Consider the following 25,857-nt stretch of genomic DNA (forward strand, 5'->3'; position numbering starts at 1 on the left):
GACCAGGGCTTCCGCACGTGGAGCGGGTGACGGGAATCGAACCCGCGCTGTCAGCTTGGGAAGCTGATGTTCTGCCATTGAACTACACCCGCAAGAAGCCTCACTGTACCCGATTATCCGTCGCCGCGACGGCAGGCCCCCGGGGGTGAACGTCGGCATGGTGCGACTGTCAGGGGACCTGGGGCGGCATGCGGATGGTTCGTTCCGGGTGGCTGGCTGGCTTTCGCGCTGCTCGCCGAGGGCAACCGGCAACCAGAGCCGGGTTACGGCTTTCGTTTCGGGGTGTGGTGGGCCGCTCGCTTGTCCGGGCCCGCGGCCGAGCGACGCGGTGACACCGACGAACCGGGAAGGGACGGCTGGGGGTCGCCGATGGTGATGAAGACGTCGTCGACGGCTCCGGCGAACTGGTCGTTGCCGGGGGCTGGGCCTTTGCCGCCGACGCGTAAGGGTTCGGCGTTGGCGATGGAGAGTTGTTCGGGGATGGGTACCCAGGCTCGGGGGATGCCGTCGACGTACATGCTGAGGCGGTCGGCGGTTCGGCGGCATTCCAGGTGGTGCCAGGTGCCGTCGGCCACGTCGATCCAAGGTTCGGCTCGGTAGATGCGGGCCCGCTGGCCGGCTATCACGCAGCTCGGGTGGCCCTGCCGGTGGTCGACCTGGAGTTTGAACTGGCTGACGCCGCCGACGGAGTAGCCCTTCTGCAGCACGTTGGCGCCGTCGGCCAGGTCGTCGTGGGTCATCCGGATCGAGGCGCCGTAGCGGAGTGCCCGGCTTCCGGGGTTGAGGCTGTCGTCGCGGAGTCCTTCGAGGATGGCCCGGGGGCAGTCCTTTTCTCTCGGAAGGGTGCACCGGTCGGGATAGGCGACGGCAAGACCAGACCCTTGCGGTACGAGCCGGAGCGCGCCTCCGTTCTGCCCGAGGGGCCGCAGTTCGTGGCCGCCGGCGGCTGCGGCGATCGGGCGTTCCACGCCGCCGTCGAAGTCGTAGTGGACGGCGAACGGCCCGGTGGCGGTCCGGATCCGCCCGGGTGGCAGTGGTGCCGAGAAGGCGGCGACGTTGTCGAGGAATCCCGGCCGGGCCCGGATCACGGGGAGCGCCGGGACGGTCGCCGCAGCCGGGAAGCTGCGGGTGTCGGCGGGGAAGGCCGGGTGGCTGCGGGCGACGGTGGGCACCGCGGCCGACGGGGTGCGGTTCAACAGGAGCGTGACCGCGGCCAGCACGATGGCCGACGACAGGACGCCTAGCGGTACGACGAGCCGCCGAGAGTGAAACATGGGGCTATTGTCCCGATTACCACGGGCAGACCGAACCGAAACTCCGAACGGCGACAGAAGCACCCGTACGAGTTCGGCCGAACCGCCGACTCCGAATTGGGGTGACGGACCGGTGGGGTGACAGACATCACCGCACCCGAGCCACCTGATGAGCCGGTTCGCCGATCACCGCGTGCAGCACGTCGTCCAGTGTGATCACGCCGAGTGGCCGCCGCCCGTCGCTGACGAGCACGATGTGCAGCCGGTCGCGGCGCATGGTCAGCAGCAGGTCGGCCAGGCTCCGGTCGGGCGAGACCACCGCCAGCGGACGGATCACCTCGGCCGGCACCGGGAGACGGCGCTGTGCTCCCGCGTACCCAAGAATGTCCTTGATGTGAATGAAGCCCAGCACGCGCCGGGTGTCGCGCTGGACCACCGGGAACCGGGAGCGGCCGCTGCGTGTCGCCACCGCCTCCAGCGTCGCCGGTGACACGTCGGCGGCCACCGTGGTCACCCGGGACCAGGGCAGCAGCGTGTCGGCGGCGGTGCGGTTGCTGAGTCCGAGAGCAGCGTGGATGCGTGCGTACTGTTCCGAGCCGAGCAGGCCCTCGGTGCGCGCCTGCGTGACCATGCCGGCCAGCTCCTCGGCGGTGAAGACCGTCTTGACCGCGTCGGTGGTCTCGATGCTCCAGATCTTCAGGATCAGCCGGGAGAGGAAGCGCATCGTGTTGAGCAGCGGTTTCGTCGCGATGCAGAAGGCCAGCATGAACGGGCCGAGGACCAGCGCGGACCGTTCCGGGCCGGCCAGGGTGATGTTCTTCGGCACCATCTCGCCGATGACCGTGTGCAGGAAGGTCACGATCATCAGGGCCACGACGAAGGAGATCGGGTGCGCCGCGTTGTCCGGCAGGCCGATCGCCTGGAACGGGCCTTCCAGCAGGTGCGCCACGGTCGGTTCGGCGATCGCGCCGAGCACCAGCGTGCAGATCGTGATGCCGAGCTGGGCTCCGGCGATCATCAGCGGGATCTGGCTCATCGCCGACAGCGCCCAGCGGGCCGCCTGCGAGGTCTCGGCGAGCGGTTCCAGGGCGGTCCGCCGGGACGCGATCAGGGCGAACTCACCACCGACAAAAAGACCGTTACCGATCAGCAGTACGGCGACGAACACCAGCTCACTCATCGGACGGCTCCGGCGGCGCGACGACGCGCACCTGTTCGATGCGGTGCCGGTCGACTTCCATCACGGTGAATTCCCACCCGTGTTCCTCCAGCGATTCCCCGGCGACCGGGATGTGTCCGAGGCGGGCGAGCAGGAAACCGGCGAGCGTCTCGTACGGGCCCTCCGGCAGGCGGAAACCGGTCTGCTCGTGGATCTCGTCCTCCCGCAGCAGCCCGTCGACCAGGAACGTCTTCTCGCCACCGGGTGCCGTCAGCTCCTGGGTGCCGGTCTCGCCGAGGTCGGTGTCGTACTCGTCGGTGATCTCCCCGACCAACTCCTCGACCAGGTCCTCGGTGGTGACCACACCGTCGGTGCCGCCGTACTCGTCGACCACGATGGCCAGATCGGCACCGGCCGCACGCAGCACTTCGAGCACCTTGTCCAGGGTGAGGCTCTCCGGCACGTACACCGGCTCCTTGGCCAGGGCGGACACCCGGGTGGCGGCCCGGCGCTCGGGTGGCACGCCGAGGGCGTCGTTCACGCCGACGACTCCGGTGACCACGTCGAGGGTGTTCTCGTACACCGGAAATCGGGTGTGCCCGGTCTCCCGCGCCACCGTGATCAGGTCGGCGACGCTCGCAGTGGTCTTGAGAGCGACCACGTCGACCCGAGGGGTCATCGCCTTGGCCGCGCGTTTCTCGCCGAACCGGATGGTCCGGCGCAGCAGGATGGCGGTCTCGGTGGGCAGCGCGCCGGCCGAGGCGCTGATCGCGGCGAGCAGGCCGAGTTCCTCCGGCGAACGGGCGCTGGCCAGCTCCTCCTGCGGCTCGATGCCGAGGCGGCGAACCAGCCAGTTCGCGGTGCCGTTGAGCGCCGCGATCAGCCATTTGAAGACGATCGAGAAGCCACGCAGTGGGGCGGCCGTGCGCAGGGCGATACCCATCGGGCGGGCCAGTGCCGCGTTCTTCGGCACCAGCTCACCGAAGAGCATCGACACCAGGGTCGCCACCACCAGGGCGATCACGTGCGTCAGAGTCTCGGTGGAGGAACCGGCGATCGGCTCCACCAGCGGCTCGAAGATTTTGGAGAGGGCCGGTTCGGCCAGGTAACCGGTGAGCAACGCGGTCAGAGTGATGCCGAGCTGTGCCCCGGAGAGCTGAAACGAGAGTTCCTGGAGTGCGGTCCGAACCCGGCGCGCCTGACGATCACCCGCTTTGGCTCTTTTGTCGATCTCCACGCGATCGACGGTCACCAAACCGAACTCGGCCGCAACGAAAAACGCGTTGCCCACCGTGAGCAGCGCAAACGCCACCAACGGGAGCACCGCGGTCAGGAACAGCCCGTCCATGATCGGTTCACCTCGGACCTCATTGTGCCGGACCGGAGCCGTTCATGAAAAAGGCCGGTCGCCAATGCGACCGGCCTCTCACAGGTGATTTCAGACGTCTTGCTTGAGCGAGCGGAGCAGAACGGTGGCCACGTCGACCACTTCGACCTCGTCCTGCTTACCCTTTCCGGTCACGCCGTCACCGATCATCGTGTAGCAGAACGGGCAGCCCACGGCGATCGTCTTCGCACCGGTGGCCAGGGCCTCCTCGGTACGTTCGACGTTGATCCGCTTGCCGATCTTCTCCTCCATCCACATCCGGGCGCCACCGGCACCGCAGCAGAAGGAACGCTCCTGGTTACGCGGCATCTCGACGAGGTTCGCCGCTTCACCGAGAACCTCGCGAGGCGCGTCGAAGACCCGGTTGTGCCGGCCCAGGTAGCAGGGGTCGTGGTAGGTGACGTCGCCCTCGATCGGCTGGACCGGGGTGAGCTTGCCCTCCTTGACCAGGTGTGCCAGCAGCTGGGTGTGGTGGACCACCTCGACCTTGAGTCCGAGCTGCTCGTACTCGTTGCCGAGGGTGTTGAAGCAGTGCGGGCAGGTGGCGACGATCCGCTTCACCTTCTGGTCGCCGAACGCCTCGGTCAGCGTCTCCACGTTCTGCTGGGCCAGCATCTGGAAGATGAACTCGTTGCCGATCCGCCGCGCCGGGTCACCGGTGCAGGTCTCGCCCTCACCGAGGATCGCGTAGTTGACCCCGGCCTCGTGCAGCAGCGTGGCCACCGCGCGGGTGGTCTTCTTGGCCCGGTCCTCGAACGCACCGGCGCAGCCGACCCAGAAGAGGTAATCGAATTCGGTCTCGCCGACCCGGGGCACCTCGAAGTCCAGACCCTTGGTCCAGTCCTCCCGGGTGTTCTGCGGCGCGCCCCACGGGTTGCCCTTGTTCTCCAGGTTGCGCAGCATCACGCCGGCCTCGGAGGGGAAACTCGACTCGATCAGCACCTGGTAGCGACGCATGTCGACGATGTGGTCGATGTGCTCGATGTCGACCGGGCACTGCTCGACGCAGGCGCCACAGGTGGTGCAGGACCAGAGCACGTCCGGGTCGATGATGCCGTTCTCGTCGACGCCGCCGATCAGCGGGCGGTTGCCCTCGGCGAGCGCGAGGACGTCCATGTGCGCGAGCTGGGCCTCGGTGGCCTTCTCCTCGCCCATCAGGTCCTTGCCGCCTCCGGCGAGAAGATAAGGAGCTTTGGCGTACGCATTGTCGCGCAGCGAAAGGATCATCAGCTTCGGTGAGAGCGGCTTGGCCGTGTTCCACGCCGGGCACTGCGACTGGCAGCGGCCGCACTCGGTGCAGGTGGAGAAGTCGAGCAGCCCCTTCCAGGTGAACTGTTCGACCTGACTGACGCCGAACTGGTCCTTCTCCGGGTCGGCTTCCTCGAAGTCGAGCGGCTTGCCGTTGCTCATCATCGGCTTGAGCGCGCCGAGACCGGAACCGGCCGGCTTCTCCGGGCTGGTCTTGAAGTAGATGTTGAAGAACGCCAGGAAGCGGTGCCAGGCGACACCCATCGTCGGGTTCAGCGAGATGGTGATCAGCCAGCTCATCGAGATCAGGATCTTGATGAGCGCCATCCAGGTGGCGCCGTCCTCCCAGGCCGGCAACGCGGAGCCGATGGCGTGGCTGAGCGGGGTGGCCCAGAGCGGGTACTCGAAGTGGTCGGTGGCGACCTTGAAGCCCCGGATCAGGAACCCGAAGATCAGGACGCCGACGATGATCGCCTCGACGAAGTACGCCTGCCACATGGTCGAGCCGAGGAACCTGCTCCGTTTCACGGCGCCCGGCTTCTGCCGCTGGCGGACGAAGACCAGGTAGAGGATGCCGACCGTGCCGAGGATCCCGATCCACTCGGTGACCAGGCCGAAGACCACCCAGTGCCCGATGATCGGCAAGCCCAGTTTCGGGCTCACCACCTCGAAGTAGGCCTCCAGCACCAGCGACGACAGGATGACGAACGAGACCATCACCAACCAGTGGGCCGCGCCGATCGCGCTCCACTTGAGCATCCTGGTGTGACCGACGGTCTCCACCAGCATGGTCTTGGTGCGGGTCTTCGGGTCGGTGAACCGGGCCGGGTCCGGCTGGCCCTGGCGGATCACCGCGGTGATGGTCATCACGGCGCGGACCGCCAGGTAAACGGCCACCACCGTGATTACCCCCGCTAAGGCGGTGGCGACTATCTGCGCGTAGCCCATCTGCGTTGTGCCTCCTCGGTCGGCGGTGCGCCAACCCATGTTACTCATGAGTAATAGACGGGCAAGCGCCCCACGCCGAAAGCGCACCCCATGTAGAGCCGGGGTGCGCTAATTTTCGGAGATTTTCACGTGTACGCGGGGCGTTTCAGCGCCAGCGCGACAACAACCCCAGAGACGCGACCATGCAGCCGAAGCCCACCGCCAGGTTCCAGTAACGCCAGCTCTCCACCGGCCACTGCTGGGACGAAAGGTAGTAGACGACCAACCAAGCGATCCCGATGACGATCAGCGACACCGCGGTGACCGGCAGCCAGAGCGGACTCGGCTTGTTGGACGCACCCTTGACCGCCGGGCTGATGTCCGACGGCGGGGTGTAGACCTTCTTCTTGCGAACCTGAGACTTCGGCACGGTCTTCTCCTGAGGGCAACAAGTGGTGAACAACCCACCGCTGAGCGGCTCCGGAAGTCCCGAATGCTGCCCGTGGCGAATACTGTTCGCCCGCTAGCGTAGTCAAGGCGGTACGCAGACAGGCACCCGCCGGGGAGAGAAAATACCCCGAGCGTCTGTTCTCGAGGGGGCTGAGTGGCTTTTTTAAGGGGCGGCGACGTTGTTCTTCGGCGTGTCGCACGCGTTCTGCGGCCGCCGCACGACACCCGGCGATCGGTCTGGTCGGCCGGGGTTCCGCTGATCGCGCTCGCTGCCGGGCTGCTGTTCACCACGTCAGCGACCACGGCGGACGGTACGACCCTGCGTGACGACCGGCGCCCGCAGTTGACCCAGTTGATCGCCGAGAAACGTAAACGCCTGGCGGTCAGCGAGCACCAGGCCGCCGATCTGCTGACCGAGGTGGACCGGGAGACGACACGTCTGGCCGAACTGGACCCGCCGGCCCAGAGTCAGGCCAACGCGCTGCGCCGGTCCGCGGGCTTCTCGAAACTCACCGGTCCGGGGGTGACCGTCACTCTCAACGACTCACCCAGACGTGGCTCGGATTTCATCGACAACGCTCCGGACAATGACGACCTGGTGGTGCATCAGGGTGACGTTCAGGCCGTGGTGAACGCACTCTGGGCTGGTGGAGCCGAAGCCATGACGATCATGGATGTCCGGGTGATCTCCACGAGCGCGGTACGCTGTGTCGGCAATACCCTGCTCCTGCACGGTCAAGTCTTCTCACCCCCCTTCAAGATCACCGCGATCGGCGAACCCACAGCCATGAGTCGTGCGTTGGAGTCGGCAGAGGGAGTCAGGCAGTTCCGGGAAGCCGTGACCGACTTCGGGCTCGGTTACACGGAAAAGGTGGAGAAGAACGTGACAGTGCAGGCGTACGACGGATCGACCGACCTCCGTTCGGCGCAGGCAGCCCAGTGACGGCCCCGTCCGGCTCGGGCCGCCACCGCGCCCCGGACAGCGACGCGCTGACCGCCCAGACCGCCTACATCCCGCGTCTGACCGACGCGTCCCCTGACGGCGTCCCCGGCGGGCCGCTCACCCCCGCGACCGGCCTCGGCAGCAACGCCGATCCCGGATCGAGCCAACACCCCGCCGGGCCGAACCAGCACTCTGCAGCGTTGAGCCAGCACACCGCCGGGTTGAGCCCGCACCCCGCCGGGCCGGGCCAACAGCCCGCAGGGTCGAACCAGCACCCCGCCGGACAGCAGGCCCCCGTAGCGAACCTGAGCGCCCCGATCACTGCTGCGCACCACTCGGGTACGGATCAGCGAGCCGCGCCGCCCAGCGAGCCGCTGAGCCCCGCTTACGGCGGCTCCACGACGGCGTGGGCTCCGGCCGGCGACCAGAAGCCCGCGTGGGCCCAGCCCACCAGTCCCGTGTGGGCCACGCCGGGACCCGCGGCCGCGCAGCCCCCGATCGCGCAGCCCTCGATCGCGCAGCCCTCGATCGCGCAGCCCTCGATCGCGCAGCCCCCGATCGCGCAGCCCCCGATCGCGCAGCCCACGGCCGCGCAGCCTCAAATCTCACAGCCCTCGGTCATGCAGCACCCGGTGCAGGCTCAATTGGCGCATGCCCCGGCCATGCAGCCCTCAGTGCAGCCTCCGCTAGCGCAGCCCTCAGCCGCGCATCACCTGGCCACGCAGCTTCTGGCCACACTGCCGGCCACCGCGCAGCCCCAGGCTGCGCAACCCCAGAGCGCGCAGCCCCAGCCCCAGCCGCAGCCCGCGCAGGCAACACCGGCTGTCCCGGCCTGGGCGGCTGAACCGAACCGGGATCCGAGCCCCACCACGATCATCCGGACCATCGACGCCCCGACCGGCATCCTGCCCACCCTGCCCGCCGCCGACCCGGCCAGAAAGGCCACGCCGGGAAGCGCCGCCCAGGCCGCTCGGGAGGCGGCCGGTCCCGACGCCGTCCTAGGCGCGGCGCCGGTCGCCCCCGCCGCCCGGGCGCCCGCCCGGTCGCTCCGCCCGAGCCGGACACCGACGAAGCGGAGCCGGGCAAACGTGGCGAGCGCGTGGTCAAGCTGCGGCCGGAGCAGACCGACGAGGGTTACAAGAGCGTCTACTCCGAGCTGACCCGCCCGACCATCGGCTCCCGGCTGCGCACCGGCATTCGCACCTCCGGCGAGCTGATGATCACTTTCGGTCTGGTGGTGCTGCTCTTCGCGGGCTACCAGGTCTTCGGCAACTCGGCCGCGGTCGACGCCGAGCAGGATCATCTCGGCTCCGAACTGGACCAGGCCTGGGCCGACCCGAGCCCGGCAGCGACCGCCCCGACCAAGAAGGGCCCGGCCGCGCCCGGCGCCGACCTGGTCGGCCGCCTCTACATCCCGAAGCTGGACAAGAAGTGGGTGGTCGTCGACGGCGTCACGCCCGACGACATCCGCTACGCCCCGGGCCACTACCCGGACACCGCGAAGCCCGGCCAGATCGGCAACTTCTCGGTCGCCGGCCACCGGGTCCGGAAGATCTTCTGGCGGCTGGACGAGCTCAAGGACGGCGACGTCATCGGCGTCGAGACCCGCGACAGCTGGTACGTCTACCACGTCTACCAGCAGGAAGTCGTGAAGCCGTATCAGGTCGAGGTGGTCGCCGCGGTCCCCGGCAAGCCCAAGGCCAAGCCCACCAAAGCGGTGCTCACCCTGACCACCTGCAACCCGAAGTTCAACAACTACGAGCGTCTGATCATCCACGCCGAGCTGGTCGAGACGGTCCCGCGGGACCAGACCAAGGCGGATGCCGGCATGCCGGCCGAGATGAAGGCGTGACCGGATGTACGCGTGGATCTGGCGCAAGTTGCCGGGCGGTCTCTGGGGGAAGGTGACCTGCTCGCTCGTACTGCTCACGGCCATCGGCTCGCTGCTGTGGTACGTCGTCTTCCCGTGGGCCACTCCGTTCCTGCCGTTCGACGACGTCCAGGTCGAGGCCGGCACCGGACAGGACGCCGACACCACCATCCCCGGCGACGAGGGTCCCGACGAAGACCTTCCTTACAGCACCGAATCCAATCAGCCGAACCCCTTCTCCAGCAGGTGACGACGTGCGCGTTCTGGTGATCGACAACTACGACTCATTCGTGTTCAACCTGGTCCAGTACCTCGGCCAGCTCGGCGCGGAGTGCGAGGTCCGGCGCAACGACGAGATCACCGTGGACGAGGTCGGCGGCTTCGGCGCGGCGGGCATTCTGCTGTCGCCGGGTCCGGGCGAGCCGACCCGAGCCGGGATCATGATGGATGTGATCAAGGCGTACGCCGGAAAGCTCCCGATGTTCGGTGTCTGCCTGGGTCACCAGGCGATCGGAGCGGCCTTCGGAGCCACCGTGAACCGAGCTCCGGAACTGCTGCACGGCAAGACCTCCGAGGTGCACCACAAGGGCACCGGCGTACTGGCCGGGCTGCCCGACCCGTTCACCGCGACCCGCTACCACTCGCTCGCCGTGGTGCCGGAGACGCTGCCCGCCGAGATCGAGGTGACCGGCACCACCGAATCCGGCGTGGTCATGGCGATGCGGCACCGGACGCTCCCGATCGAGGGCGTCCAGTTCCACCCCGAGTCGGTACTGACCGAAGGCGGACACACCATGCTGGCGAACTGGCTGGCGTCGTGCGGTCTCCCGTCCGCCCTGGAGAAGGCCCCGGCTCTCGCCGCCGAGGTGGAGATCCGCCGCCGCTCGGCTTTCGCCACCGCGTGAACGCATGAAAAAGGCCGGTGCCCCGACGGGCACCGGCCTTCACTGTTTCGGTGGTCAGGGGTTCTCTTCCCCGCCGCCCTCGCCGTCGCCGGTTCCGGTCGACTCCGAGGTGCTCGGGTCCGGGTTGGGCTGTTGCTCCTCGATGACCTGGATGGTCACCGTGCTGCCCTTCTTGACCTTCTTGTCCTTCACCGGGCTCTGATCCAGAACCGTGCCCGGCTCACCGTCGGCCTGCACCAGCACGACGTTGGCGATCAGACCACGCTCGTTGAGCACTGCCTCCGCCGCCGATTGGGACCGGCCCTTGAGATCCGGCACCTCGACCAGGTTGTTGTTCGAGTACCGGACGGTGATCGTGGTGCCGGGCGGCACCTTCTCACCCGCGCTCTCGACTTCGATGACCTGGTTCTTGGGCTGGATACTGTCGACCTCGCGAGGGTCCACCTTGAGACCGAGGCCCTCCAGCGTCGCCTTGACGGCGTTGAAACTGCCGCCCCTCAGGTCGCTGGGGACCGGGACCTCTTCCGGCTTGGTGCAGATCGTGTAGGTGACCGGGTCGGTGAGCTGCACGGTCGCGCCCTGATCGGGGTTCTGCTTGCTGACCGTGTTGTTGCAGTCCTCGCCGGTCTCCGGGTCCGTCGCGTTGAAGTTGGTGAACTTCAGCCGCGTCAACTCGGCCACCGCGTCCTTGTTCGACAGGCCTTCCAGTTTGGGCATCGCCACCGGGACCGGCTCGTTGGCGGTGTTGGTCCCGGAGTCGGCCTTGCGGTTCATCGCCAGGGCCACGCCCAGAACCACCACGACGAGCACCGCCAGGCCAGCCACCACGGCCATCACCCACGAGGACCGGCTCTCCGGCTTCTGCTGGACGCCACCGGGATAGCCGCCCTGGACCGGGCGCTGCATGGTGGTGGCGCCCTGCGGCTGCCACTGTTGCGGGCCGCCGTTCAGCGCCATCGTCTCGGCCTGGCTCATCACCGGGGTGGCCATGACCGGGCGCCCGGAGACGGCACGCAACGCGTCGGCGCGCATCTCCTGGGCGCTCTGGTAACGGTTGAGCGGGTTCTTCGAGAGCGCCTTCAACGCCATCGCGTCGATCTCCGGCGGCAGGTCGCGGACGATCGAGCTCGGCGGTTTCGGCTCCTCCCGAACGTGCTGGTAGGCGACGCTGACCGGGCTGTCACCGACGAACGGCGGATGCCCGACGACCAGTTCGAAGAGGACACAACCGGCCGCGTACACATCGGAGCGGGCGTCGACCGACTCGCCGCGGGCCTGCTCGGGGGAGAGATATTGTGCGGTGCCGATGACCGCGCTGGTCTGGGTCATCGTGGTGGCACCGCTGGCCAGGGCCCGGGCGATGCCGAAGTCCATCACCTTGACCTGGCCGCTCTGCGTGATCATCACGTTGCCGGGCTTGATGTCCCGGTGGATGATCCCGTGCCGGTGGCTGAACTCCAGAGCCGCGCAGATATCAGCGATGATCTCCAGCGCCCGGCGTGGCTGCAGACGCTGCTCCTGGGCGAGAAGCTCCTTGAGGGTCTGCCCGTTGACGAACTCCATCACGATGAACGGATGTTTCTCGCCGGCGGCCGAGATCTCCTCGCCGGTGTCGTAGACGGCGACGATCGCGGGGTGGTTCAGCGCCGCGGAGTTCTGCGCCTCGCGACGGAACCGCTCCTGGAAGGTGGCGTCACGGGCCAGATCGGTGCGCAGCATCTTGATCGCAACGTCCCGGCCCAGGCGCAGATCACGACCCTTGTGCACCTCTGCCATGCCGCCGTAGCCGAGCAGCTCGCCGACCTGATACCTGCCACCGAGCAGGCGGGCCTGAGCCGTCATAACGTCTGTCGTCCTTCGTTAGGTCGGAACCGACCGAGCTGGGCATCGGCCTTCTTTAGACGGTACGACGCCACCGACATTCGGTCAGCAACCACGCCCGAGCGGAGAATAGCCTCAGAGCTGCTGTGATAACCCAGCGTGCTGCCTGAGACGGTATTGCCGTTGCCGGTTCGTAACAGGAAAGAGATGACTCCCGCGCAGAGCAGCACCAGCAGTGCCAGCACCACAGCGAGGACGACCAGCACCTGGCGTCCGAAAGTGCTCTCCGGTTTGGCAGCGGCCGGGTGGTAGGGGTTGGCAGGTGGAGCCGACTGCGGCCGGTACGGCGGCGGGGCCGGCGAGATGGGTTGAGCCATCGGTGGCGGGGTCGGCACCGAAGCCGCGCCCCGGGCACCCGACACCGGCCGCGGAACCGCGGCTCGGGCCGCACCTGACATCGGACCGCCGGACTGCGGGCGGTTCGGCGGGGCGCTGATCGGACGCGGGTTCTGTGCCGGCGGCTGCTGCGGTGCGACCGGCTGCTGCGCGGTCGTCAGTGAGGACGCCGCCTGCCGGGCCACCGCAGCCATCGCCGAGGCGCTGGGCCAGCGGGTCGTCGGGTCCTTGGCCATCGCGCGTTCCACGATGGCGCGAACCGCGGGCGGGATGTCGCCGGGAAGCGGGCGCGGGGTCTCCCGCACGTGCTTCATGGCGATCTCGATCGGGGTGGCACCGTCGAACGGACGGTGGCCGGAGAGGCACTGGTAGGCGACGACACCGAGGGCGTACACATCGGAGGCCGCGGTGGCCACGTCGCCGGCGGCCTGCTCGGGCGAGATGTACGACGCCGTGCCGAGCACCGCGCCGGCCACCGTGAGCTGGCCCACCAGTGCCGAGCGGGCGATGCCGAAGTCGGTCAGGACCAGGGTGCCGTTCGGCCGTACCAGCAAGTTTCCGGGTTTGACGTCCCGGTGCACGATGCCGTTGCCGTGCGCGGCCTGAAGCGCGTCGGCGGCCTGGGCCACCAGCGCCATGGTCCGCGCCGGGGTGAGCCGGCCCACCCGGCTCAGTGTCCGGGAGAGAGCGTCACCCTCGACGTACTCCATCACCAGGAAGGCGATCGACTGGTCGCTGCCGTAGTCGTAGACGTCCACGACGCCCGGGTGGTTGATGGTGGCCATGGTCCGGGCCTCACCGCGGAACCGCTCGGCGAAGCCCGGCTCGTCGAGCAGGGCGGGCAACAGGATCTTGACCGCGACGGTCCGGCCCAGCACATCGTCGATGCCCTTCCAGACATCGCCCATGCCGCCCCCGGCGATCCGCTCTTCCAAGCGGTATCGCCCACCGAGCGTGACCCCCGGGCGGATCATGTCAGTTCCCTCCCTGCGCGGCCGTGGCCTTCATGATGAGCCCGGCGATGCGGGCAGCCTCGGCGCTGGCACGACCACCGGGCACGTTCTCCAGCATGACGCACACCGCGGAGACGGCCTTGCCGTCCTTGTAGGCGAAACCGATGAACCAACCGTGCGGGTCGCCGTCCGCGACGTTCTGGGCGGTACCGGTCTTGCCGCCGACCTCGAAACCGTCGATCTTGGCGCTCTTGCCGGTGCCGTTCTCGACGACGCTGACCATCATCTCGCGCAACCCATCGGCCACCGTCGAGTTGATCGGCTGGCGCAGCGTCTTGGGACCGGCCGTGTAGATCGTCCCGCGGTTCGAGTCGAGCTGCTGCTGCACCAGGTAGGGCCGCATCTGCTTGCCCTCGTTGGCCACCGTGGCGGCGATCATCGCACCCTGCATCGGCGTCATCCGGACGTCCCGCTGACCGATCGACGACTGGGCCAGCGCGGCCTTGTCGACGCTGCCGTCCTTGTTGGAGATGGTGCCGGTCCGGCTGGCCGCCACCGTCAGGCCCTTGCCGCTGTCCAGGTCGCCGACCTTGAGCGTCTCGTCCTCGAAGCCGAAGTCCTTGGCCTTGTCGAGCACCACGTCGCGGCCCAGCTTCACACCGAGCTTGGAGTACGCGGTGTTGCAACTCGTGGTCAGCGCGTCCTTGAGGTTGGTCTGGCTACCGGGGCACACCTCGTCCTCGGAGTTGCGGATCGTCGCGCCGCCCTCCTGGTAGGTGTTGCCGGCCGGGATGCTGCTGTCGAGGCTGTAGCCGTTCTCCAGTGCCGCCGCCGAGACGATGACCTTGAAGAGCGAGCCGGGCGGCAGGGTGTTCGCGACGGCCCGGTTCAGCAGAGGCTGGCTCTTGTCCGAGTTCAGCTCGTTGTACGCCTCACCGGCTGCCTTCGTGTCGTGGCTGGCCAGCGGGTTCGGGTCGTAACTCGGGAACGAGACCATGGCCTGGACCGCGCCGGTGGCCGGGTTGATGGCGACCGCCGCTCCCTTGGTGGCGCCGCGCTCGTTGTTCTTCAGCTCTTTCCAGGCGACTTCCTGCGCACGCGGGATCAGCGACAACACGATGTTGCCGCCGGTGGCGGTGTCACCGGTGAACATCTCGCTGAGCCGGTCCGCGAAGAGCTTGTCGCTGGCGCCGGAGAGGATGTCGTTCTCGGCCGACTCGATGCCGACCGCCAGACCACTGAGCGGCTTGTACCCGAGGACCGGGGCGTAGACCTCTTTCTTCGGGTAGACCCGCTGGTACTTCAGTTCGCCACCGGTGTCGATGTTCTCGGCCAGGGGGACACCACCGGCCTCGATCACCCCGCGGGGACGCTCGTACTCGGCGATCTGGACGCGCTGGTTACGCCCGTCGGTGCGGTATTCGTCGGCCTTGTACGCCTGGACCCAGTTCAGCTTCGCGAAAATCGCGCCGAACAGGACCATGATGACCACACCAGAGCGTCGGAGCGGACCGTTCACGGCTTGATCACCTCCGTCATGGCGCCGTGCAGTTGGGTGGGTGCTTTCTTGGGTGCCCCGCCGGGCCGGTCGGCCACCACGTTCCCCGGTCGCCGGGCCGCGTCGGAGATCCGCAACAGCATGGCGATCAACAGCCAGTTCGCCATCAGTGACGAACCACCGGAGGACAGGAACGGGGTGGTCTGGCCGGTCAGCGGGATCAGCCCGGTGATGCCACCGAGGATGACGAAGATCTGCAGGCCGAGGGTGAAGGCGAGACCACCGGCGACGAGCTTGCCGAACGAGTCCCGGACCGCCAGGGCGGCGTGCAGGCCACGCTCCACGATCAGCAGGTAGATCACCAGCAGCGCGGCCAGGCCGAAGAGGCCGATCTCCTCACCGAGACCGGCGAAGATGAAGTCGTTGCGCACCTCGGGCACCCGGCCCGGCGAGCCCGCGCCCGGTCCGGTGCCGAACATGCCGCCGGTGCCGAGCCCGAACAGGCCCTGAACGAGCTGGTAGCTGCTGCCACCCTCCCGCTCGTAGTTCGCCTGGGAGAACGGGTCGAGCCACACCGCGGCGCGGTCATAGAAGTTCGCGAACGGGCCGCCGACCACACTGCCCAGCAGGTACGCCACGTAGACGCCGCCGAAGAACAGCAGCAGACCGATGATCAGCCAACTGGACCGCTCGGTCGCCACGTAGAGCGTGACGATGAAGAGCCCGAAGTAGAGCAGTGCGGTGCCGAGGTCCTTCTCGAAGACCAGGACCAGAAGGCTGAACAGCCACACCGTCAGAACCGGGCCCAGGTCCCGGCCGCGCGGGAAGTCGATCCCGAGGAACCGGTGGCTGGCCAGGGACAGCACTTCGCGCTTGCGGACCAGGTAGTACGCGAAGAACGAGACCAGTGCGATCTTGGCGAACTCACCCGGCTGGATGGAGAACGCCCCGCCGAACTTGATCCACAGCTTGGCGCCGTTCACCTCGGAGTACTTCGCGGGCAGCACGGCCGGGATCATCATCAGCACGATGCCGATCAGGCCGAGCGTGTACGCGTACCGCGTGATGGCCTTGTGGTCCCGCAGAACCAGCAGCAGCACCGCGGCCAGCACCAGCGACAGCAGCGTCCAGGCGAGCTGTCGCCCGCTGGTGTCGGCGAAGAACCCCGGCACCGGCAGATCCCTGGACAGCGCCCGGGCGATGTCCAGGCGGCGCAGGAACGCCACTCCGATGCCGTTGATCAGCGCCACCGACGGCAGCAGCACCGGGTCGGAGTAGGGCGCCGTGAACCGGACGACGATATGCAGACCGAGGAACAGGACGCCGATCAGCGCGGCCGGGACCCAGAAGTTCGCATTGATCTTGTCGAACTGGTTCGCCTCGACAGTCGCCCCGAAAGCGGCGACTAGGCCCATGGCGAACACCAGCAGCCCGAGTTCAGCGTTACGGCGCGTCTTCCAGCCCCGGATACGCGACATCTCGCCCGTGGAGGCGGGCGCGGGAGCCGGTATGGCGGGCGCGGTCAAGAATTATCCCCAGACGTGTAGGCCGATACTCAGTCGACGGTCCGGCACCCGACCGGGTCGACCGTCGGCGGAGCACTTTCCGAGGCGCCGTCAGCCGGCGCCGAGACGCTGGCACTACGGTTCGGAGCCGCGGTTGGACTGGCCGAGGCGCTGGCCGGCGGCGTGGTGCCGGCGGGAGCGCAGATCGGCTTGAGGTTCGGGTTGGACGGCTCGTCCTTGGTCAGGTCGGTCAGCGTGGTGCGAGCCGCCGCCTGATCCGTGGCGTGGATGCCCTGCTTGACCCGCTCCTGCGCGACCGTGGTCAGGTCGTCGAGTCGGACCTGGCTGGTCTCGCTCACCGTCGACAGGTCCAGGCCGGCGACTTGACCGGGCACGCCCTGGAAGATGGCGAGCTGCCCCTGTTCGGTCGCACCGACGTAGTACTGACCCTGGGTGTACCGCCAGCCGGCCCACAGGCCGCCGCCGAGCACACCGAGCAGGAGCAGCACCAGCAGGGTGTTCCGCACCGGGTGACCGGCCGGCTCGGCCTCACGCTCGTAACCGTTCGACGGCTCCGGCTGGGCCGGGCGTGGCGGCTTGAGCGCGGCGGCACGGGCCGCCGAGGTCGAACTGTCCGCGATGGTGGTGTTGCCACGGTCCAACGAGGCCGCGCCACCCACGATCGGGGCCTGCTCGACGATGCCGTCGACAGCGTCGGCGATGATCACGGTGATGTTGTCCGGACCGCCGCCGCGCAACGCGAGTTGCACCAGCCGCTCGACACACGCCTGCGGGTCGGTCAGATCGCGCATCGTCTGCCCGATCGTCTCGCCGCTGACCACACCGGACAGGCCGTCACTACAGATCAGGTACCGGTCGCCCAGGAGCACTTGGCGAACCGAGTACTCCGGGTCGATGTCGCGGCCGTCCAGCGCCCGGGTGAGCAGCGACCGCTGTGGGTGGCTGCTCGCCTCCTCCAGGGTGACCCGGCCCTCGTCGACCAGCATCTGGACGTACGTGTCGTCCTTGGTGATCTGGGCGAACTCGCCCTTGCGCAGCAGGTACGCCCGGGAGTCCCCGATGTGCACCATGCCGAACTTGCTGCCGGAGAAGAGGACCGCGGTCAGCGTGGTCCCCATCCCCTCGAGTTGAGGGTTGGCGTCGACGGTGTCCCGCAGTTGCTGATTTGCGGTCCCGACGGCGTGCCGCAAGGCATCGACCATGGCGTCACCAGGGACGTCGTCGTCGAGTGGCGCCATCGCGGCGATGACGATGTTGGACGCGACGTCACCAGCGGCCATGCCGCCCATGCCGTCCGCGACAGCGAGAAGTCGCGGCCCGGCGTAGACGGAGTCCTGGTTCAGGTCTCGGATCAGACCGCGGTCGCTCTGGGCGGCATAGCGCAGGGTCAGGGTCATGGCCGTAACTCGAGAGAAGTGCGCCCGATCCGAATCGGAACGCCAAGGGGGACTGGAGTGGGTCCGGAGACCTTACCGCGATCAAGGTAAGTGCCGTTGGTCGAGCCGAGGTCCTCGACGAACCACTGGCCCTCGCGGGGAACCAACCGGGCATGCCGGGCGGACGCGAAGTCGTCGGTGATGACAAGCGTCGAATCCTCGGCGCGGCCGATCGAGATCGGAGCCTCACCGAGAGTGATTCGAGTGCCGGCCAAGTTACCGGCAGTCACGACAAGTTGCCGTGCCGCCTTACCGCGCTTCACCTTCGCGGGCCGGCCCTGGAGCACCGCGCCACCCACCCCCCGAGGGCTGGCGACGATGCTCTTGGGCCGGTTGCTCGCGAAGAGGTCCCGCCGGATCACTCCGACCACTGTGAACACGAAGATCCACAGCAGGATGAGGAACCCGAACCGGGCGACGGTGAGGACGAATTCGGGCAAGGCCGCTAGCCGTCCACTCGGAAGGTGAGTGTGGTCGTCCCCAACTGGATCATGTCGCCCGGATTGAGAGCGACGGCGGACACCCGCTGGCCGTTGACCATGGTGCCGTTCGTCGATCCCAGATCGGTCAGCACGACCTGGTTGCCGTCGTAGTCCAGCCGGGCGTGCCGGCGGGAGATGCCGACGTCGGGCAGGCGCAGGTTCGCCTGATCACCGCGGCCGATCACGGTCGAGCCCATCTGCAGCGGGTAGGTCCGGCCATCGCCGGAGACCAGGCCCACGCTGCGCGGACCGCCATGATGCTGTTGTTGCTGATAACCGCCACCCTGCTGGTCGTAGGGCGAATACTGCGGGCCGGCGTCATAAGCCGGCTGCTGCACCGGGGCGACCTCGCCACCGGTGTAGACCTCGGCCGTGACCCGGAACATCCCGGTGTCCAGACCGTCGCCGCGCTCGATCTCGACGATGACATCGCCGTAGACGGTCCAGGCCTGCTCACCGATGAACTCGGCCTGGGACTGCGCCAGCTCCTGCGCCAGCGCGGCAGCGTACGGCGCCAGACGACTGTGGTCGTAAGGCGACAGATCAATCACATAGCGGTTCGGCACGAGGGTGCGGCCACCGGCGAGAATGGCCTTGTGTGCCTCGGCCTCCCGCTGCATGGCATTCAGAATCTCCACAGGGTGAACGACACCCTTGAAGACCTTCGCGAAGGCCCCCTCGACCAGGCCTTCCAATCGCTTCTCAAAGCGCTGCAGCACGCTCACCGGCTCCTCCTCGGGTTCCGAGGACATGATGGTATCCGGCGACCGCTTGCGCATCCTTAGTGCAAGAGCTGCCGGCACTTCTGACCCTCGTATGGCGCCCCATGACGCCGTGCTAGTGTTTCCTCCGTCGCGGGGCGATACAAACTCGCTTAGTGACGTGCGACAGCGTAGTCTGTCGCAGCCAGTAACAAGAAGCAGGCCCAACCCGCCTGGTTCAGCCGAAAAGATCAGATGTATGATCTTGGAAGCAAGTCACATGGGGATGTGGCGGAATGGCAGACGCGCACGGTTCAGGTCCGTGTGTCCGAAAGGACGTGGGGGTTCAACTCCCCCCATCCCCACGAGAGTGAATGGGCGACCTCTGTCCGCGGAAAGCGCGGACCGGCGGTCGCCCTCGTCATATCTACTCCGTAGGCCGAGCCCCCGGAAACCCCGCATCACGGTGGGCCCGGTTCGAGGTTCCGTCGCGGTTCACTCCGATGGGCGCGGCTGCGATTTGGTTACGCTTCACTGCGGTGGGTGCGGATCGCCTGGATGTCGCGGTTTTCACGATCAACACCCCTGCGGGTGGTACAGGGGTGAGCTTGCGTACTCAAAGAATGCCGCGGGGGCGTCAACTTTCGGGTGAAGGTTCGGGGAGCGTTATGCTCGCCGCCTCAATCGGCTTTCAGGGTGGGGTGCGGTCGTGACTGCGACTGGTGCTGGTGTTCGGCAGGGCAAACACAACGTTCTCGGCGTGCTCGTCGACGCCACGGACTATGCGACTGCCACTGCGCAGATCATCGAGGCTGCTCGTGAGCAGCGCGGATTCGCCGTCACCGCGCTGGCCGTGCACGGGGTGATGACCGGGGTCGAGGATCCAGCTCACAACGCCCGCCTCAACTCTTTCGACCTGGTCACTCCGGACGGCCAGCCGGTTCGCTGGGCGCTGAACGTGTTGCACCGGGCCGGCCTGACCGATCGGGTGTACGGGCCCTCGCTGACCCTGAAAGTGGTCGAGCAGGCCGCCGCCGAGGGTCTGCCGATTTATCTGTACGGTTCGACCGATCCCGTCCTGGAGCGGCTTGTTCCGGCTCTTCAGGGGATGTTCCCGGCTCTGAAGATCGCCGGGGTGGAGGCTTCGAAGTTCCGGAGGTCACAGCCGGGTGAGCCGGAGGCCATCGCCGATCGCATCAAGGCCTCCGGGGCCCGGATCGTGCTGGTGGGCCTGGGCTGCCCGCGGCAGGAGATCTTCACTTACGCGATGCGCCCGCTGCTGGACATGCCGCTGCTGGCCGTCGGCGCCGCCTTCGACTACCACGCCGGCCTGCTGAAGAACCCGCCCGCGTGGATGCAGAAGTACGCCCTCGAGTGGCTGTGGCGTCTCGGCCTGGAGCCGAAGCGGCTGTGGAAGCGTTACATCCTGCTGAACCCGGCCTATCTGAGCCGGCTGGGCGCGCAGAAGCTCGGTCTGTGGAAGGCGACCCCGCCGGCCCCGGCCACCGAGCCGGTGCGTGAGTTCGCGGTCTGATCTTTTTCCGACACTGCGGCACAGATCACTTCTAGTCAGCCAGGATGTCCACATTCTGCAATGGAGTGATCACTCTCAGCCGCCGGTAACCCCTACGGGTTGACGTTCCGGGCATAACCCGGTTTCGAAGCTTGCGTTAACGGTGAACGCTGTCGATGTGGACACCGCTGTGGACGTCATCATGATCGGCACGCTCGCCGCGGCCTGGCTCGCTGCCGGGCTGCTCTCCGACGCTCTGCCCACCGCCCGCACCGCGCACCAGCTCCGCCGCCGAGCCGGGCTGGTGACCGCACTGATCATCGCGGGTCTCGCGGTGTTCATCGCGGTGCCCCTCGTCGCGACCATGCTGCCGGGTGTCCAGGCCGCCCCGACTGCGGCCCTGCTGCCGGCGATCCCCGGTCTTCTCGTGGTCGCCGCGACCGTGCGCCGCCTCGGACGGGTCCGGCGCGGCGCGGGGGCCTTCACCACCGCGCCGCTCACCCCGATTCCGCCGGGCCTGCGGGCCGCTGCGGCCCATCCGCTGTTGGCCGCGCCGTTGCAGGTCACCGGTCTGGCCGCGCTGGTCGGCCTGCCGATCGCGGCCGGCCTGGTGACGCTGCCGGCCGGCGAGTCGACCGGGGTGGCGGGTTTCGCCGTTCTCGGGATCGCACTGGCGATCGCCGGGATCGGTGTCCGGGCGGCGTTGCGCCACAACCGGCTGGCCCCGCTGGTGCTGGCGACGATCGACCGGGAGCGAGTCCCGGCAGGCGTGCGTTGACACCCGGTTTCCACCTCGTTTGAGACGAGGCGGCAGACCGTAAAACCTCGCGTAAGACGAGGCAGATCGTGAAACAAACTGGCTGTAAACCCGGCAGACCGTAAAGCGCGGCTACCGTGGAGTCCGGCGGAAGCCTGACCGAACGTCGAAGCCTGGTGGGACCTAGTGCCGGCGGGCCTCCTGCTGGTAAAGAAGCTCCAAAATGGACCGGGTCGCCTCGAACCAGCGGTCCAGCCAGTCCGACGGCGGCAAGGTGCCACGGGCCGGGAGTTCCATCAGCAGCCCGCGCAACAGCGGATGATCGGCCATCGACTGGCCGGACGAGCCGCTGTCGCTCCAACTGCTGCTGGAGCTGAAGGAATCACTCAGGCCCTGCATGTCCAGGGAGGGGAGCTTCGCGGCCCGGTCCAGCGGGCTGCTCGGCTCGAGGCTGCTGTGCGACCGTCCCGGCGACCGGGTCGGCAGGCCTGACGTGGAGCGGACCAGTTCGCCGTCGGTGCTGTCCAGCGCGTCGCGCCGGCCCTGCCGGTACGCACTCACACCGCCGCTGAACCGATCCTGCGCCGTCGGCGAACCGTTGCTGAGATTGTCGGAACCAATCGTCATCTGCCTGCCTTGCCTCGTTCGGTGATGTGTCCCGGCCCACAGCGCAGTCCGGTCCGCGCTTGGACTCTTCAACGAGGCGATCCCGGTCCAGCGACGGAAAAACGGGCAAATAGCAACGACCGGCCCGGGCGATCATGTCGCCGGACCGGCCGTACCTACGTTCTCAGAGGTCGAACTCGCCGTCCTTGGCACCACCCACGAACGCGTCCCATTCGGCGGCTGTGAAGATCAGCGCCGCGCCGGCGGGGTTCTTCGAGTCCCGTACCGCGATCGCCTCCCCGACAAACGCCACCTCGACACAGTTGTCGCAGTTGGGGCCACTGCGCGTGCTCTTGAACCACTGGGCCCGGTTCAGGTCGACCCGGAGGCCCTTCGCCTCGATTTCCACAATGGCTCCTCTACCAGCATCTCGATCATCTCGATGGAATCCTCCGGATCAAGGGCGGCAGCCCGGATGATGTCGAAGACCTCGCGGTACTTGCGGAGTTCGTCGTCCTTCTCCAGGAAGAGACCGCCAGCCGCGTTCTCGGTGAAGACCACGGCGGGATCTATGTCCGGGAAGTCGAGAATCGTGAACGTGCCGTCCATGGCGGCGTGTGCGCCGACCTCGAACGGCAGGATCTGGAGAGTCACATTCGGCAACCGCGCGGCCTCGACCAGATGTCGAAGCTGGTCACGCATGATCGCGTCACCGCCGACGGGGCGACTCACCACCGCTTCATCGAGCACCACCCAAAGATCTATTGGATCGTCCTGAATCAACAACGACTGGCGTTGCATGCGGACGCGGACCCGATGCGCGATTCTCTGATCGGTGTCATCCCATCGGGCGGATCCAATGAGAGCCAGGGCGTATTCCTCACTCTGCAACAGACCGGGAATCACTTGCTGTTCGTACGCCTGAATTGATCTAGCTTCAGCTTCGAAGCCGACATAAGTGCTGTTCAGGACGGTGGAGAACGGATGCCACCAGCCTTTCTGACGGGCGTCTCGCGATATTTCTACTAGTTCGCCCGCTATGTCAGGATTCACACCATAAATGGCCAACATGTCACTTACGTCAACAGGGCTGGCACTGGTATGTCCGGTTTCGATGCGGGATATCTTCGATGGCGAACAACCAAGTCGTTCCGCCACCACGTCGATGGTCACGCCGGCCGCCTCACGATGTCTGCGCAGTTCCACACCGAGGCGGCGTCGACGGAGGGTGGGGCTGCGGCGTCGATTCACCGATCCAGTCTCCCGGCGCGATCATGATCGTTCAAGCACAGTGGATGATCACGCAGGATCACGGAAGCGTGACATGCAACTTGCATCGACGACACTGGTGGTGCAATCTTTCCGTATGGCCAGCGTCACTTAATGTTCTTGAGCGGCTTGGCCAGAAGTGGTTAATTAGTGCCAAAACGACGTCCATCACGGGGCGCCGAGCCATCGGAGGTCCTTCATGGACTTCCGCCCCGACACGGGTGGGGCTGTTCGGCGGCAGTGACGTTCCGCAACCTCCTTCGATGGTCATATCCGTCGGGGGGTTGAAAAAGTGCAGTCAGGCGGCAAACTGATGCACTTGTCACCAAAGTCCACAATCCCACATGAGTCTCAGGGCAGGAGATGACGTGGTCCTACCTCGGTCCGGTGATGTAATCCACGTGACGAAGGCGGCAAGCGTCCAATTCGCGTCACCAATGTTGTTCCGGGTCATTCGCGTGCACGACTGGCCGACCTATGAAGGATGGGTCTGGCTGGACGGCTACGAACTGAACTCGGCCGGTGACGCGGTCGAACGCCGATCCATCTTCGTACAGGTCAACGGCCTGCGGCCGGTCGGAAAGGCGCCCGATCCGCGGGCACGCAACGGCCGGCAGCCCGCCACACGTCCGGGAGTCGTTCCGACCCGGACGGTTCGCGCCACCAACCGCTAGCGACTGATCAGCCGGGACTGCTGGCAGACGGCACGACCGACGGCGAAGAGCCGTCCTGCGCGGCGGCCACGATGAGGGTGATGCGAGTGTCCGACGGCACTTGCTGGCCCTCCTCCGGGTCGCAGGCGATCACCGTGTCCGGTTCGGCATCGCTCTCCCGGCGGATCACCCGCCACCCCAGACCGGTACGCGACAGAGCCGCCTGCGCGTCCGCGAGGGGCATCCCACGTAATGCGGGCACGGTCACCTCAGCATCGGCCGGATCGGTCGTCGCCGGGGTGGCCGGTGTCTCGACCTGCTGAGCCGGCGGGGTGGTGTTCCCGGGATCGGCTCGCCCTGTCGTGATGCGGACAGCGGTCGGTGTGGCCGTGGGTGGTTCGGTGTCCTCACCGGCACTCTGCACGATCACCGCGACACCGAACCCGAGCAGACTCAGCAGCACCACCGCGACCGTGCCGACAGCGATCGGCGCCCACCAACGACCAGCCGGCTCGACCGCGGCCGGATCGGCCCAGCCGCTCTCCTCCTCGTAGGGATCGCGACGGACAGCGCCGTACGGCCGGACCCCGGCCCGGCCGGTCCACACGTCCCGATCCGCGGCGTCAGGCCCCGGGTGACCACCCGGTTCAGGGCTTTCGTCCACAGCGTCCGGCCGCTCCGGATCGCGCTCCTCGGGCATCTCCGGTTCCTTCCGCTGGCAGGTGTCGGCAGCGTCAACGTAACTGATCCTGTCGGTCGGTTGGTGTTCCCACCAGCGGAAAGCGATCGGAGACGACCATTTCCCAGACATCGTCACCGGCAAGTACAGTGCCCGGCATGGCCGATAAGGGCTTGACTACACAGGCCACCACCGCCGCTGGAATCGCAGCCGGGACTGGCGCAGCGCAGCTGGGTCTGGGCTACGGGCTCGGCGTGATCGCCTGGCCGGTGACCGCGGCCGAGACGGACGGCACCTGGCTGGGCAGCCTCGGCTGGGCCGCCTGGATCACCGCGAGCGCGACCGTGCTCGGCGCGGTCGTCGCCGGGCGGATGCGCGCCGAACGACCCGGTCGCTGGCGAGTGCTGTGGCGATTCGTGCTCTCCCTGGCTTCGGCTCTGGGCGGGCTGGTGTCGCTGATCCTGGTCGCGTTGCCGGCCCGGTCGGCGGTGCGTGCCGACACTCTCTCCCCGCAACTCGTGGCCGGGGGCTACGCACTGGCGGGTCTGATCGCCGGTCTGATGGTCGCGTTCTGGGCGGTGTCGTCCGGGCCGGTCGCGGCCAACCTGATCGGGACCGCGCTCTGGTTGTGGGCGCTGGCCATCGCCGGCGTGGTCGCCGAGCTGGCCAGTGGCCGGGACTTCGCCACCTATCTGACGAGCTGGCAGTTCGCCGAGTCGGTGAACCCGGTGCAGTACGGCGGGATCTACTGGCCCAGTGCGGTGCTGACCCTGGCGGCCGCGTTTGTCATCGGCATGGTCGCGGCCGGGCCGGCGGCACTGCGCAACGACGTGGGCCTGGGTACGGCGATCTCCGGATCGGTCGGGCCGCTGCTGGTGGCGTTCTCGTTCCTGGCGCTGGCTCCACAGTTGACCGAGACGCTGGGCCCGCTCCAATCGGCGTACCTGATCGCGCCGTACGCGGTTCTCGCCGGCCTGGGCGGCTCCGCGCTGACCGTGGCCCTCGCGAAGAGCCGTCCGGTGCGCGAACCGGCAAGAGCGCTGCCCGCGCCCCCGAAGGCGACGAGCCGAGCAAGCGCTCCGGAAAAGCCACCGGCAGCCGCCCCGGCAAAGCCGCAGGCCACCGTCCAGGGCAAACCACCGGCCACCGCCCAGGTCCCCCCTCAGGGAAAACTGCCGGCAGCCGCCCCGGTGCCGTCCGTGCCGAAACCGATGAACTCACCGCCGGTCGCACCCAAACCGGTGAGCCCGCCGCCGACCGCGCCCAAACCGGTGTCGTCCGGTCCGAGGCCGGCGCCGGCCGCACCAAAGGCTCCGGTGAAGCGCAAGAACGGCAACGGCGAGCCCGCCCCTAGGTCGACGATCACCCCGCCACCGGCGAAACCGACGGTGGCCCGAATCAACCAGGACGATCCGAAGAAGTAGG

At 67.6% G+C, this 25,857-nt stretch carries 24 protein-coding genes and 2 tRNA genes; 9 read left to right on the forward strand and 17 right to left on the reverse strand.

Annotation, left to right across the window (positions count from 1 at the left end; all coding sequences use genetic code 11):
• Window positions 1–18: 18 nt before the first annotated feature.
• The 6 genes from BLU81_RS32880 to BLU81_RS32905 all read right to left on the reverse strand — a co-directional run bounded on the left by BLU81_RS32880 (window position 19) and on the right by BLU81_RS32905 (window position 6,404).
• Window positions 19–92 (reverse strand) — tRNA-Gly (locus BLU81_RS32880).
• A gap of 171 nt (window positions 93–263) precedes the next feature.
• Window positions 264–1,274, reverse strand: a complete 1,011-nt coding sequence (locus BLU81_RS32885) for a LamG-like jellyroll fold domain-containing protein (RefSeq protein ID WP_092550088.1) — start codon at window positions 1,272–1,274, stop codon at window positions 264–266.
• A gap of 127 nt (window positions 1,275–1,401) precedes the next feature.
• Complete coding sequence (locus tag BLU81_RS32890) at window positions 1,402–2,433, reverse strand: hemolysin family protein (protein WP_092550091.1); 1,032 nt, start codon at window positions 2,431–2,433, stop codon at window positions 1,402–1,404.
• Window positions 2,426–3,760 carry a hemolysin family protein gene (locus BLU81_RS32895; protein WP_092550094.1) on the reverse strand — a complete coding sequence of 445 codons (1,335 nt, stop codon included), beginning with the start codon at window positions 3,758–3,760 and terminating at the stop codon, window positions 2,426–2,428. The genes BLU81_RS32890 and BLU81_RS32895 overlap by 8 nt, the downstream gene beginning before the upstream one ends.
• Before the next feature lie 90 nt (window positions 3,761–3,850).
• A complete protein-coding gene (locus tag BLU81_RS32900) occupies window positions 3,851–5,995 on the reverse strand; it encodes a (Fe-S)-binding protein (RefSeq protein WP_092550097.1) in 2,145 nt (714 codons plus the stop codon).
• 145 nt (window positions 5,996–6,140) lie between these two features.
• A complete protein-coding gene (locus tag BLU81_RS32905) occupies window positions 6,141–6,404 on the reverse strand; it encodes a cell division protein CrgA (RefSeq protein ID WP_092550100.1) in 264 nt (87 codons plus the stop codon).
• A 174-nt stretch (window positions 6,405–6,578) separates the two neighbouring features.
• On the opposite strand from BLU81_RS32905, the gene BLU81_RS32910 reads away from it, so the two are divergent.
• From BLU81_RS32910 to BLU81_RS32930, 4 genes are all read left to right on the forward strand, one after another.
• Entirely contained in the window at window positions 6,579–7,367 is a 789-nt protein-coding gene (locus BLU81_RS32910; RefSeq protein ID WP_092550103.1) for a DUF881 domain-containing protein, read from the forward strand.
• A gap of 1,099 nt (window positions 7,368–8,466) precedes the next feature.
• Window positions 8,467–9,219, forward strand: a complete 753-nt coding sequence (locus tag BLU81_RS32920) for a class E sortase (protein WP_092550110.1) — start codon at window positions 8,467–8,469, stop codon at window positions 9,217–9,219.
• A gap of 4 nt (window positions 9,220–9,223) precedes the next feature.
• Window positions 9,224–9,487 carry a hypothetical protein gene (locus tag BLU81_RS32925; protein ID WP_092550113.1) on the forward strand — a complete coding sequence of 88 codons (264 nt, stop codon included), beginning with the start codon at window positions 9,224–9,226 and terminating at the stop codon, window positions 9,485–9,487.
• A 4-nt stretch (window positions 9,488–9,491) separates the two neighbouring features.
• Window positions 9,492–10,142, forward strand: coding sequence for an aminodeoxychorismate/anthranilate synthase component II (locus BLU81_RS32930; RefSeq protein WP_092550116.1), 651 nt, complete (start codon window positions 9,492–9,494; stop codon window positions 10,140–10,142).
• A gap of 54 nt (window positions 10,143–10,196) precedes the next feature.
• Here the strand turns inward: BLU81_RS32930 and pknB are convergent, their stop codons facing one another.
• Genes pknB through BLU81_RS32965 form a run of 7 tightly spaced genes read right to left on the reverse strand, consistent with a single transcriptional unit; the run spans window position 10,197 to window position 19,006 of the window.
• Window positions 10,197–11,984 carry a Stk1 family PASTA domain-containing Ser/Thr kinase gene (gene pknB, locus BLU81_RS32935; protein ID WP_092550119.1) on the reverse strand — a complete coding sequence of 596 codons (1,788 nt, stop codon included), beginning with the start codon at window positions 11,982–11,984 and terminating at the stop codon, window positions 10,197–10,199.
• Window positions 11,981–13,333: a serine/threonine-protein kinase gene (locus tag BLU81_RS32940; RefSeq protein WP_092550122.1), complete on the reverse strand. Its 1,353-nt coding sequence runs from the start codon at window positions 13,331–13,333 to the stop codon at window positions 11,981–11,983. Before BLU81_RS32940 ends, pknB begins: the two co-directional genes overlap by 4 nt.
• A 1-nt stretch (window position 13,334) precedes the next feature.
• A complete protein-coding gene (locus BLU81_RS32945; RefSeq protein ID WP_092550125.1) occupies window positions 13,335–14,831 on the reverse strand; it encodes a peptidoglycan D,D-transpeptidase FtsI family protein in 1,497 nt (498 codons plus the stop codon).
• Window positions 14,828–16,336, reverse strand: a complete 1,509-nt coding sequence (locus BLU81_RS32950; RefSeq protein ID WP_092550128.1) for an FtsW/RodA/SpoVE family cell cycle protein — start codon at window positions 16,334–16,336, stop codon at window positions 14,828–14,830. The genes BLU81_RS32945 and BLU81_RS32950 overlap by 4 nt, the downstream gene beginning before the upstream one ends.
• Window positions 16,337–16,365: 29 nt before the next feature.
• On the reverse strand, window positions 16,366–17,733 hold the full coding sequence (locus BLU81_RS32955; RefSeq protein WP_092550131.1) for a PP2C family protein-serine/threonine phosphatase: 1,368 nt from the start codon (window positions 17,731–17,733) through the stop codon (window positions 16,366–16,368).
• Entirely contained in the window at window positions 17,730–18,212 is a 483-nt protein-coding gene (locus BLU81_RS32960; RefSeq protein ID WP_092550134.1) for an FHA domain-containing protein FhaB/FipA, read from the reverse strand. The genes BLU81_RS32955 and BLU81_RS32960 overlap by 4 nt, the downstream gene beginning before the upstream one ends.
• A 5-nt stretch (window positions 18,213–18,217) precedes the next feature.
• Window positions 18,218–19,006, reverse strand: a complete 789-nt coding sequence (locus tag BLU81_RS32965; protein WP_092557979.1) for an FhaA domain-containing protein — start codon at window positions 19,004–19,006, stop codon at window positions 18,218–18,220.
• A gap of 231 nt (window positions 19,007–19,237) precedes the next feature.
• Here BLU81_RS32965 and BLU81_RS32970 point away from each other — a divergent pair.
• The 3 genes from BLU81_RS32970 (at window position 19,238) to BLU81_RS32980 (ending at window position 21,246) form a co-directional block, all read left to right on the forward strand.
• Window positions 19,238–19,320 (forward strand) — tRNA-Leu (locus BLU81_RS32970).
• A 344-nt stretch (window positions 19,321–19,664) separates the two neighbouring features.
• Window positions 19,665–20,489: a WecB/TagA/CpsF family glycosyltransferase gene (locus tag BLU81_RS32975; protein WP_092550137.1), complete on the forward strand. Its 825-nt coding sequence runs from the start codon at window positions 19,665–19,667 to the stop codon at window positions 20,487–20,489.
• A 142-nt stretch (window positions 20,490–20,631) separates the two neighbouring features.
• The gene (locus tag BLU81_RS32980) at window positions 20,632–21,246 is read left to right on the forward strand and encodes a hypothetical protein (protein ID WP_092550140.1); all 615 of its coding nucleotides are present in this window, start codon (window positions 20,632–20,634) and stop codon (window positions 21,244–21,246) included.
• Between the two features lie 162 nt (window positions 21,247–21,408).
• Here the strand turns inward: BLU81_RS32980 and BLU81_RS32985 are convergent, their stop codons facing one another.
• The 3 genes from BLU81_RS32985 to BLU81_RS32995 all read right to left on the reverse strand — a co-directional run bounded on the left by BLU81_RS32985 (window position 21,409) and on the right by BLU81_RS32995 (window position 23,082).
• Window positions 21,409–21,852 (reverse strand): hypothetical protein, encoded by a 444-nt coding sequence (locus BLU81_RS32985; RefSeq protein WP_092550143.1) that lies wholly within the window; start codon window positions 21,850–21,852, stop codon window positions 21,409–21,411.
• A gap of 163 nt (window positions 21,853–22,015) precedes the next feature.
• The gene (locus tag BLU81_RS32990) at window positions 22,016–22,234 is read right to left on the reverse strand and encodes a DUF397 domain-containing protein (protein WP_373873314.1); all 219 of its coding nucleotides are present in this window, start codon (window positions 22,232–22,234) and stop codon (window positions 22,016–22,018) included.
• A complete protein-coding gene (locus BLU81_RS32995; RefSeq protein WP_092550149.1) occupies window positions 22,204–23,082 on the reverse strand; it encodes a helix-turn-helix domain-containing protein in 879 nt (292 codons plus the stop codon). The genes BLU81_RS32990 and BLU81_RS32995 overlap by 31 nt, the downstream gene beginning before the upstream one ends.
• Before the next feature lie 362 nt (window positions 23,083–23,444).
• Between BLU81_RS32995 and BLU81_RS33000 the strand changes: the two genes are divergently transcribed.
• The gene (locus tag BLU81_RS33000; RefSeq protein WP_092550152.1) at window positions 23,445–23,774 is read left to right on the forward strand and encodes a hypothetical protein; all 330 of its coding nucleotides are present in this window, start codon (window positions 23,445–23,447) and stop codon (window positions 23,772–23,774) included.
• A gap of 7 nt (window positions 23,775–23,781) precedes the next feature.
• Here the strand turns inward: BLU81_RS33000 and BLU81_RS33005 are convergent, their stop codons facing one another.
• A complete protein-coding gene (locus tag BLU81_RS33005; protein ID WP_157751873.1) occupies window positions 23,782–24,453 on the reverse strand; it encodes a Stk1 family PASTA domain-containing Ser/Thr kinase in 672 nt (223 codons plus the stop codon).
• Window positions 24,454–24,590: 137 nt separating this feature from the next.
• Between BLU81_RS33005 and BLU81_RS33010 the strand changes: the two genes are divergently transcribed.
• The gene (locus tag BLU81_RS33010) at window positions 24,591–25,856 is read left to right on the forward strand and encodes a Hansenula MRAKII killer toxin-resistant protein 1 (protein WP_092550158.1); all 1,266 of its coding nucleotides are present in this window, start codon (window positions 24,591–24,593) and stop codon (window positions 25,854–25,856) included.
• Window position 25,857: the final 1 nt, after the last annotated feature.

Origin of the sequence: Actinoplanes derwentensis (assembly GCF_900104725.1) — a bacterium.
Taxonomy (GTDB): Bacteria; Actinomycetota; Actinomycetes; order Mycobacteriales; family Micromonosporaceae; genus Actinoplanes; species Actinoplanes derwentensis.

Excerpts from the sequence above, each read along its gene's own strand:
- BLU81_RS32885 (WP_092550088.1), bottom strand. The coding sequence starts at position 1,274 with ATGTTTCACTCTCGGCGGCTCGTCGTACCGCTAGGCGTCCTGTCGTCG.
- BLU81_RS32890 (WP_092550091.1), bottom strand. The coding sequence starts at position 2,433 with ATGAGTGAGCTGGTGTTCGTCGCCGTACTGCTGATCGGTAACGGTCTT.
- BLU81_RS32895 (WP_092550094.1), bottom strand. The coding sequence starts at position 3,760 with ATGGACGGGCTGTTCCTGACCGCGGTGCTCCCGTTGGTGGCGTTTGCG.
- BLU81_RS32900 (WP_092550097.1), bottom strand. The coding sequence starts at position 5,995 with ATGGGCTACGCGCAGATAGTCGCCACCGCCTTAGCGGGGGTAATCACG.
- BLU81_RS32925 (WP_092550113.1), top strand. The coding sequence starts at position 9,224 with ATGTACGCGTGGATCTGGCGCAAGTTGCCGGGCGGTCTCTGGGGGAAG.
- pknB (WP_092550119.1), bottom strand. The coding sequence starts at position 11,984 with ATGACGGCTCAGGCCCGCCTGCTCGGTGGCAGGTATCAGGTCGGCGAG.
- BLU81_RS32940 (WP_092550122.1), bottom strand. The coding sequence starts at position 13,333 with ATGATCCGCCCGGGGGTCACGCTCGGTGGGCGATACCGCTTGGAAGAG.
- BLU81_RS32955 (WP_092550131.1), bottom strand. The coding sequence starts at position 17,733 with ATGACCCTGACCCTGCGCTATGCCGCCCAGAGCGACCGCGGTCTGATC.
- BLU81_RS32965 (WP_092557979.1), bottom strand. The coding sequence starts at position 19,006 with ATGTCCTCGGAACCCGAGGAGGAGCCGGTGAGCGTGCTGCAGCGCTTT.
- BLU81_RS32985 (WP_092550143.1), bottom strand. The coding sequence starts at position 21,852 with ATGACGATTGGTTCCGACAATCTCAGCAACGGTTCGCCGACGGCGCAG.
- BLU81_RS33000 (WP_092550152.1), top strand. The coding sequence starts at position 23,445 with ATGAGTCTCAGGGCAGGAGATGACGTGGTCCTACCTCGGTCCGGTGAT.
- BLU81_RS33005 (WP_157751873.1), bottom strand. The coding sequence starts at position 24,453 with ATGCCCGAGGAGCGCGATCCGGAGCGGCCGGACGCTGTGGACGAAAGC.
- BLU81_RS33010 (WP_092550158.1), top strand. The coding sequence starts at position 24,591 with ATGGCCGATAAGGGCTTGACTACACAGGCCACCACCGCCGCTGGAATC.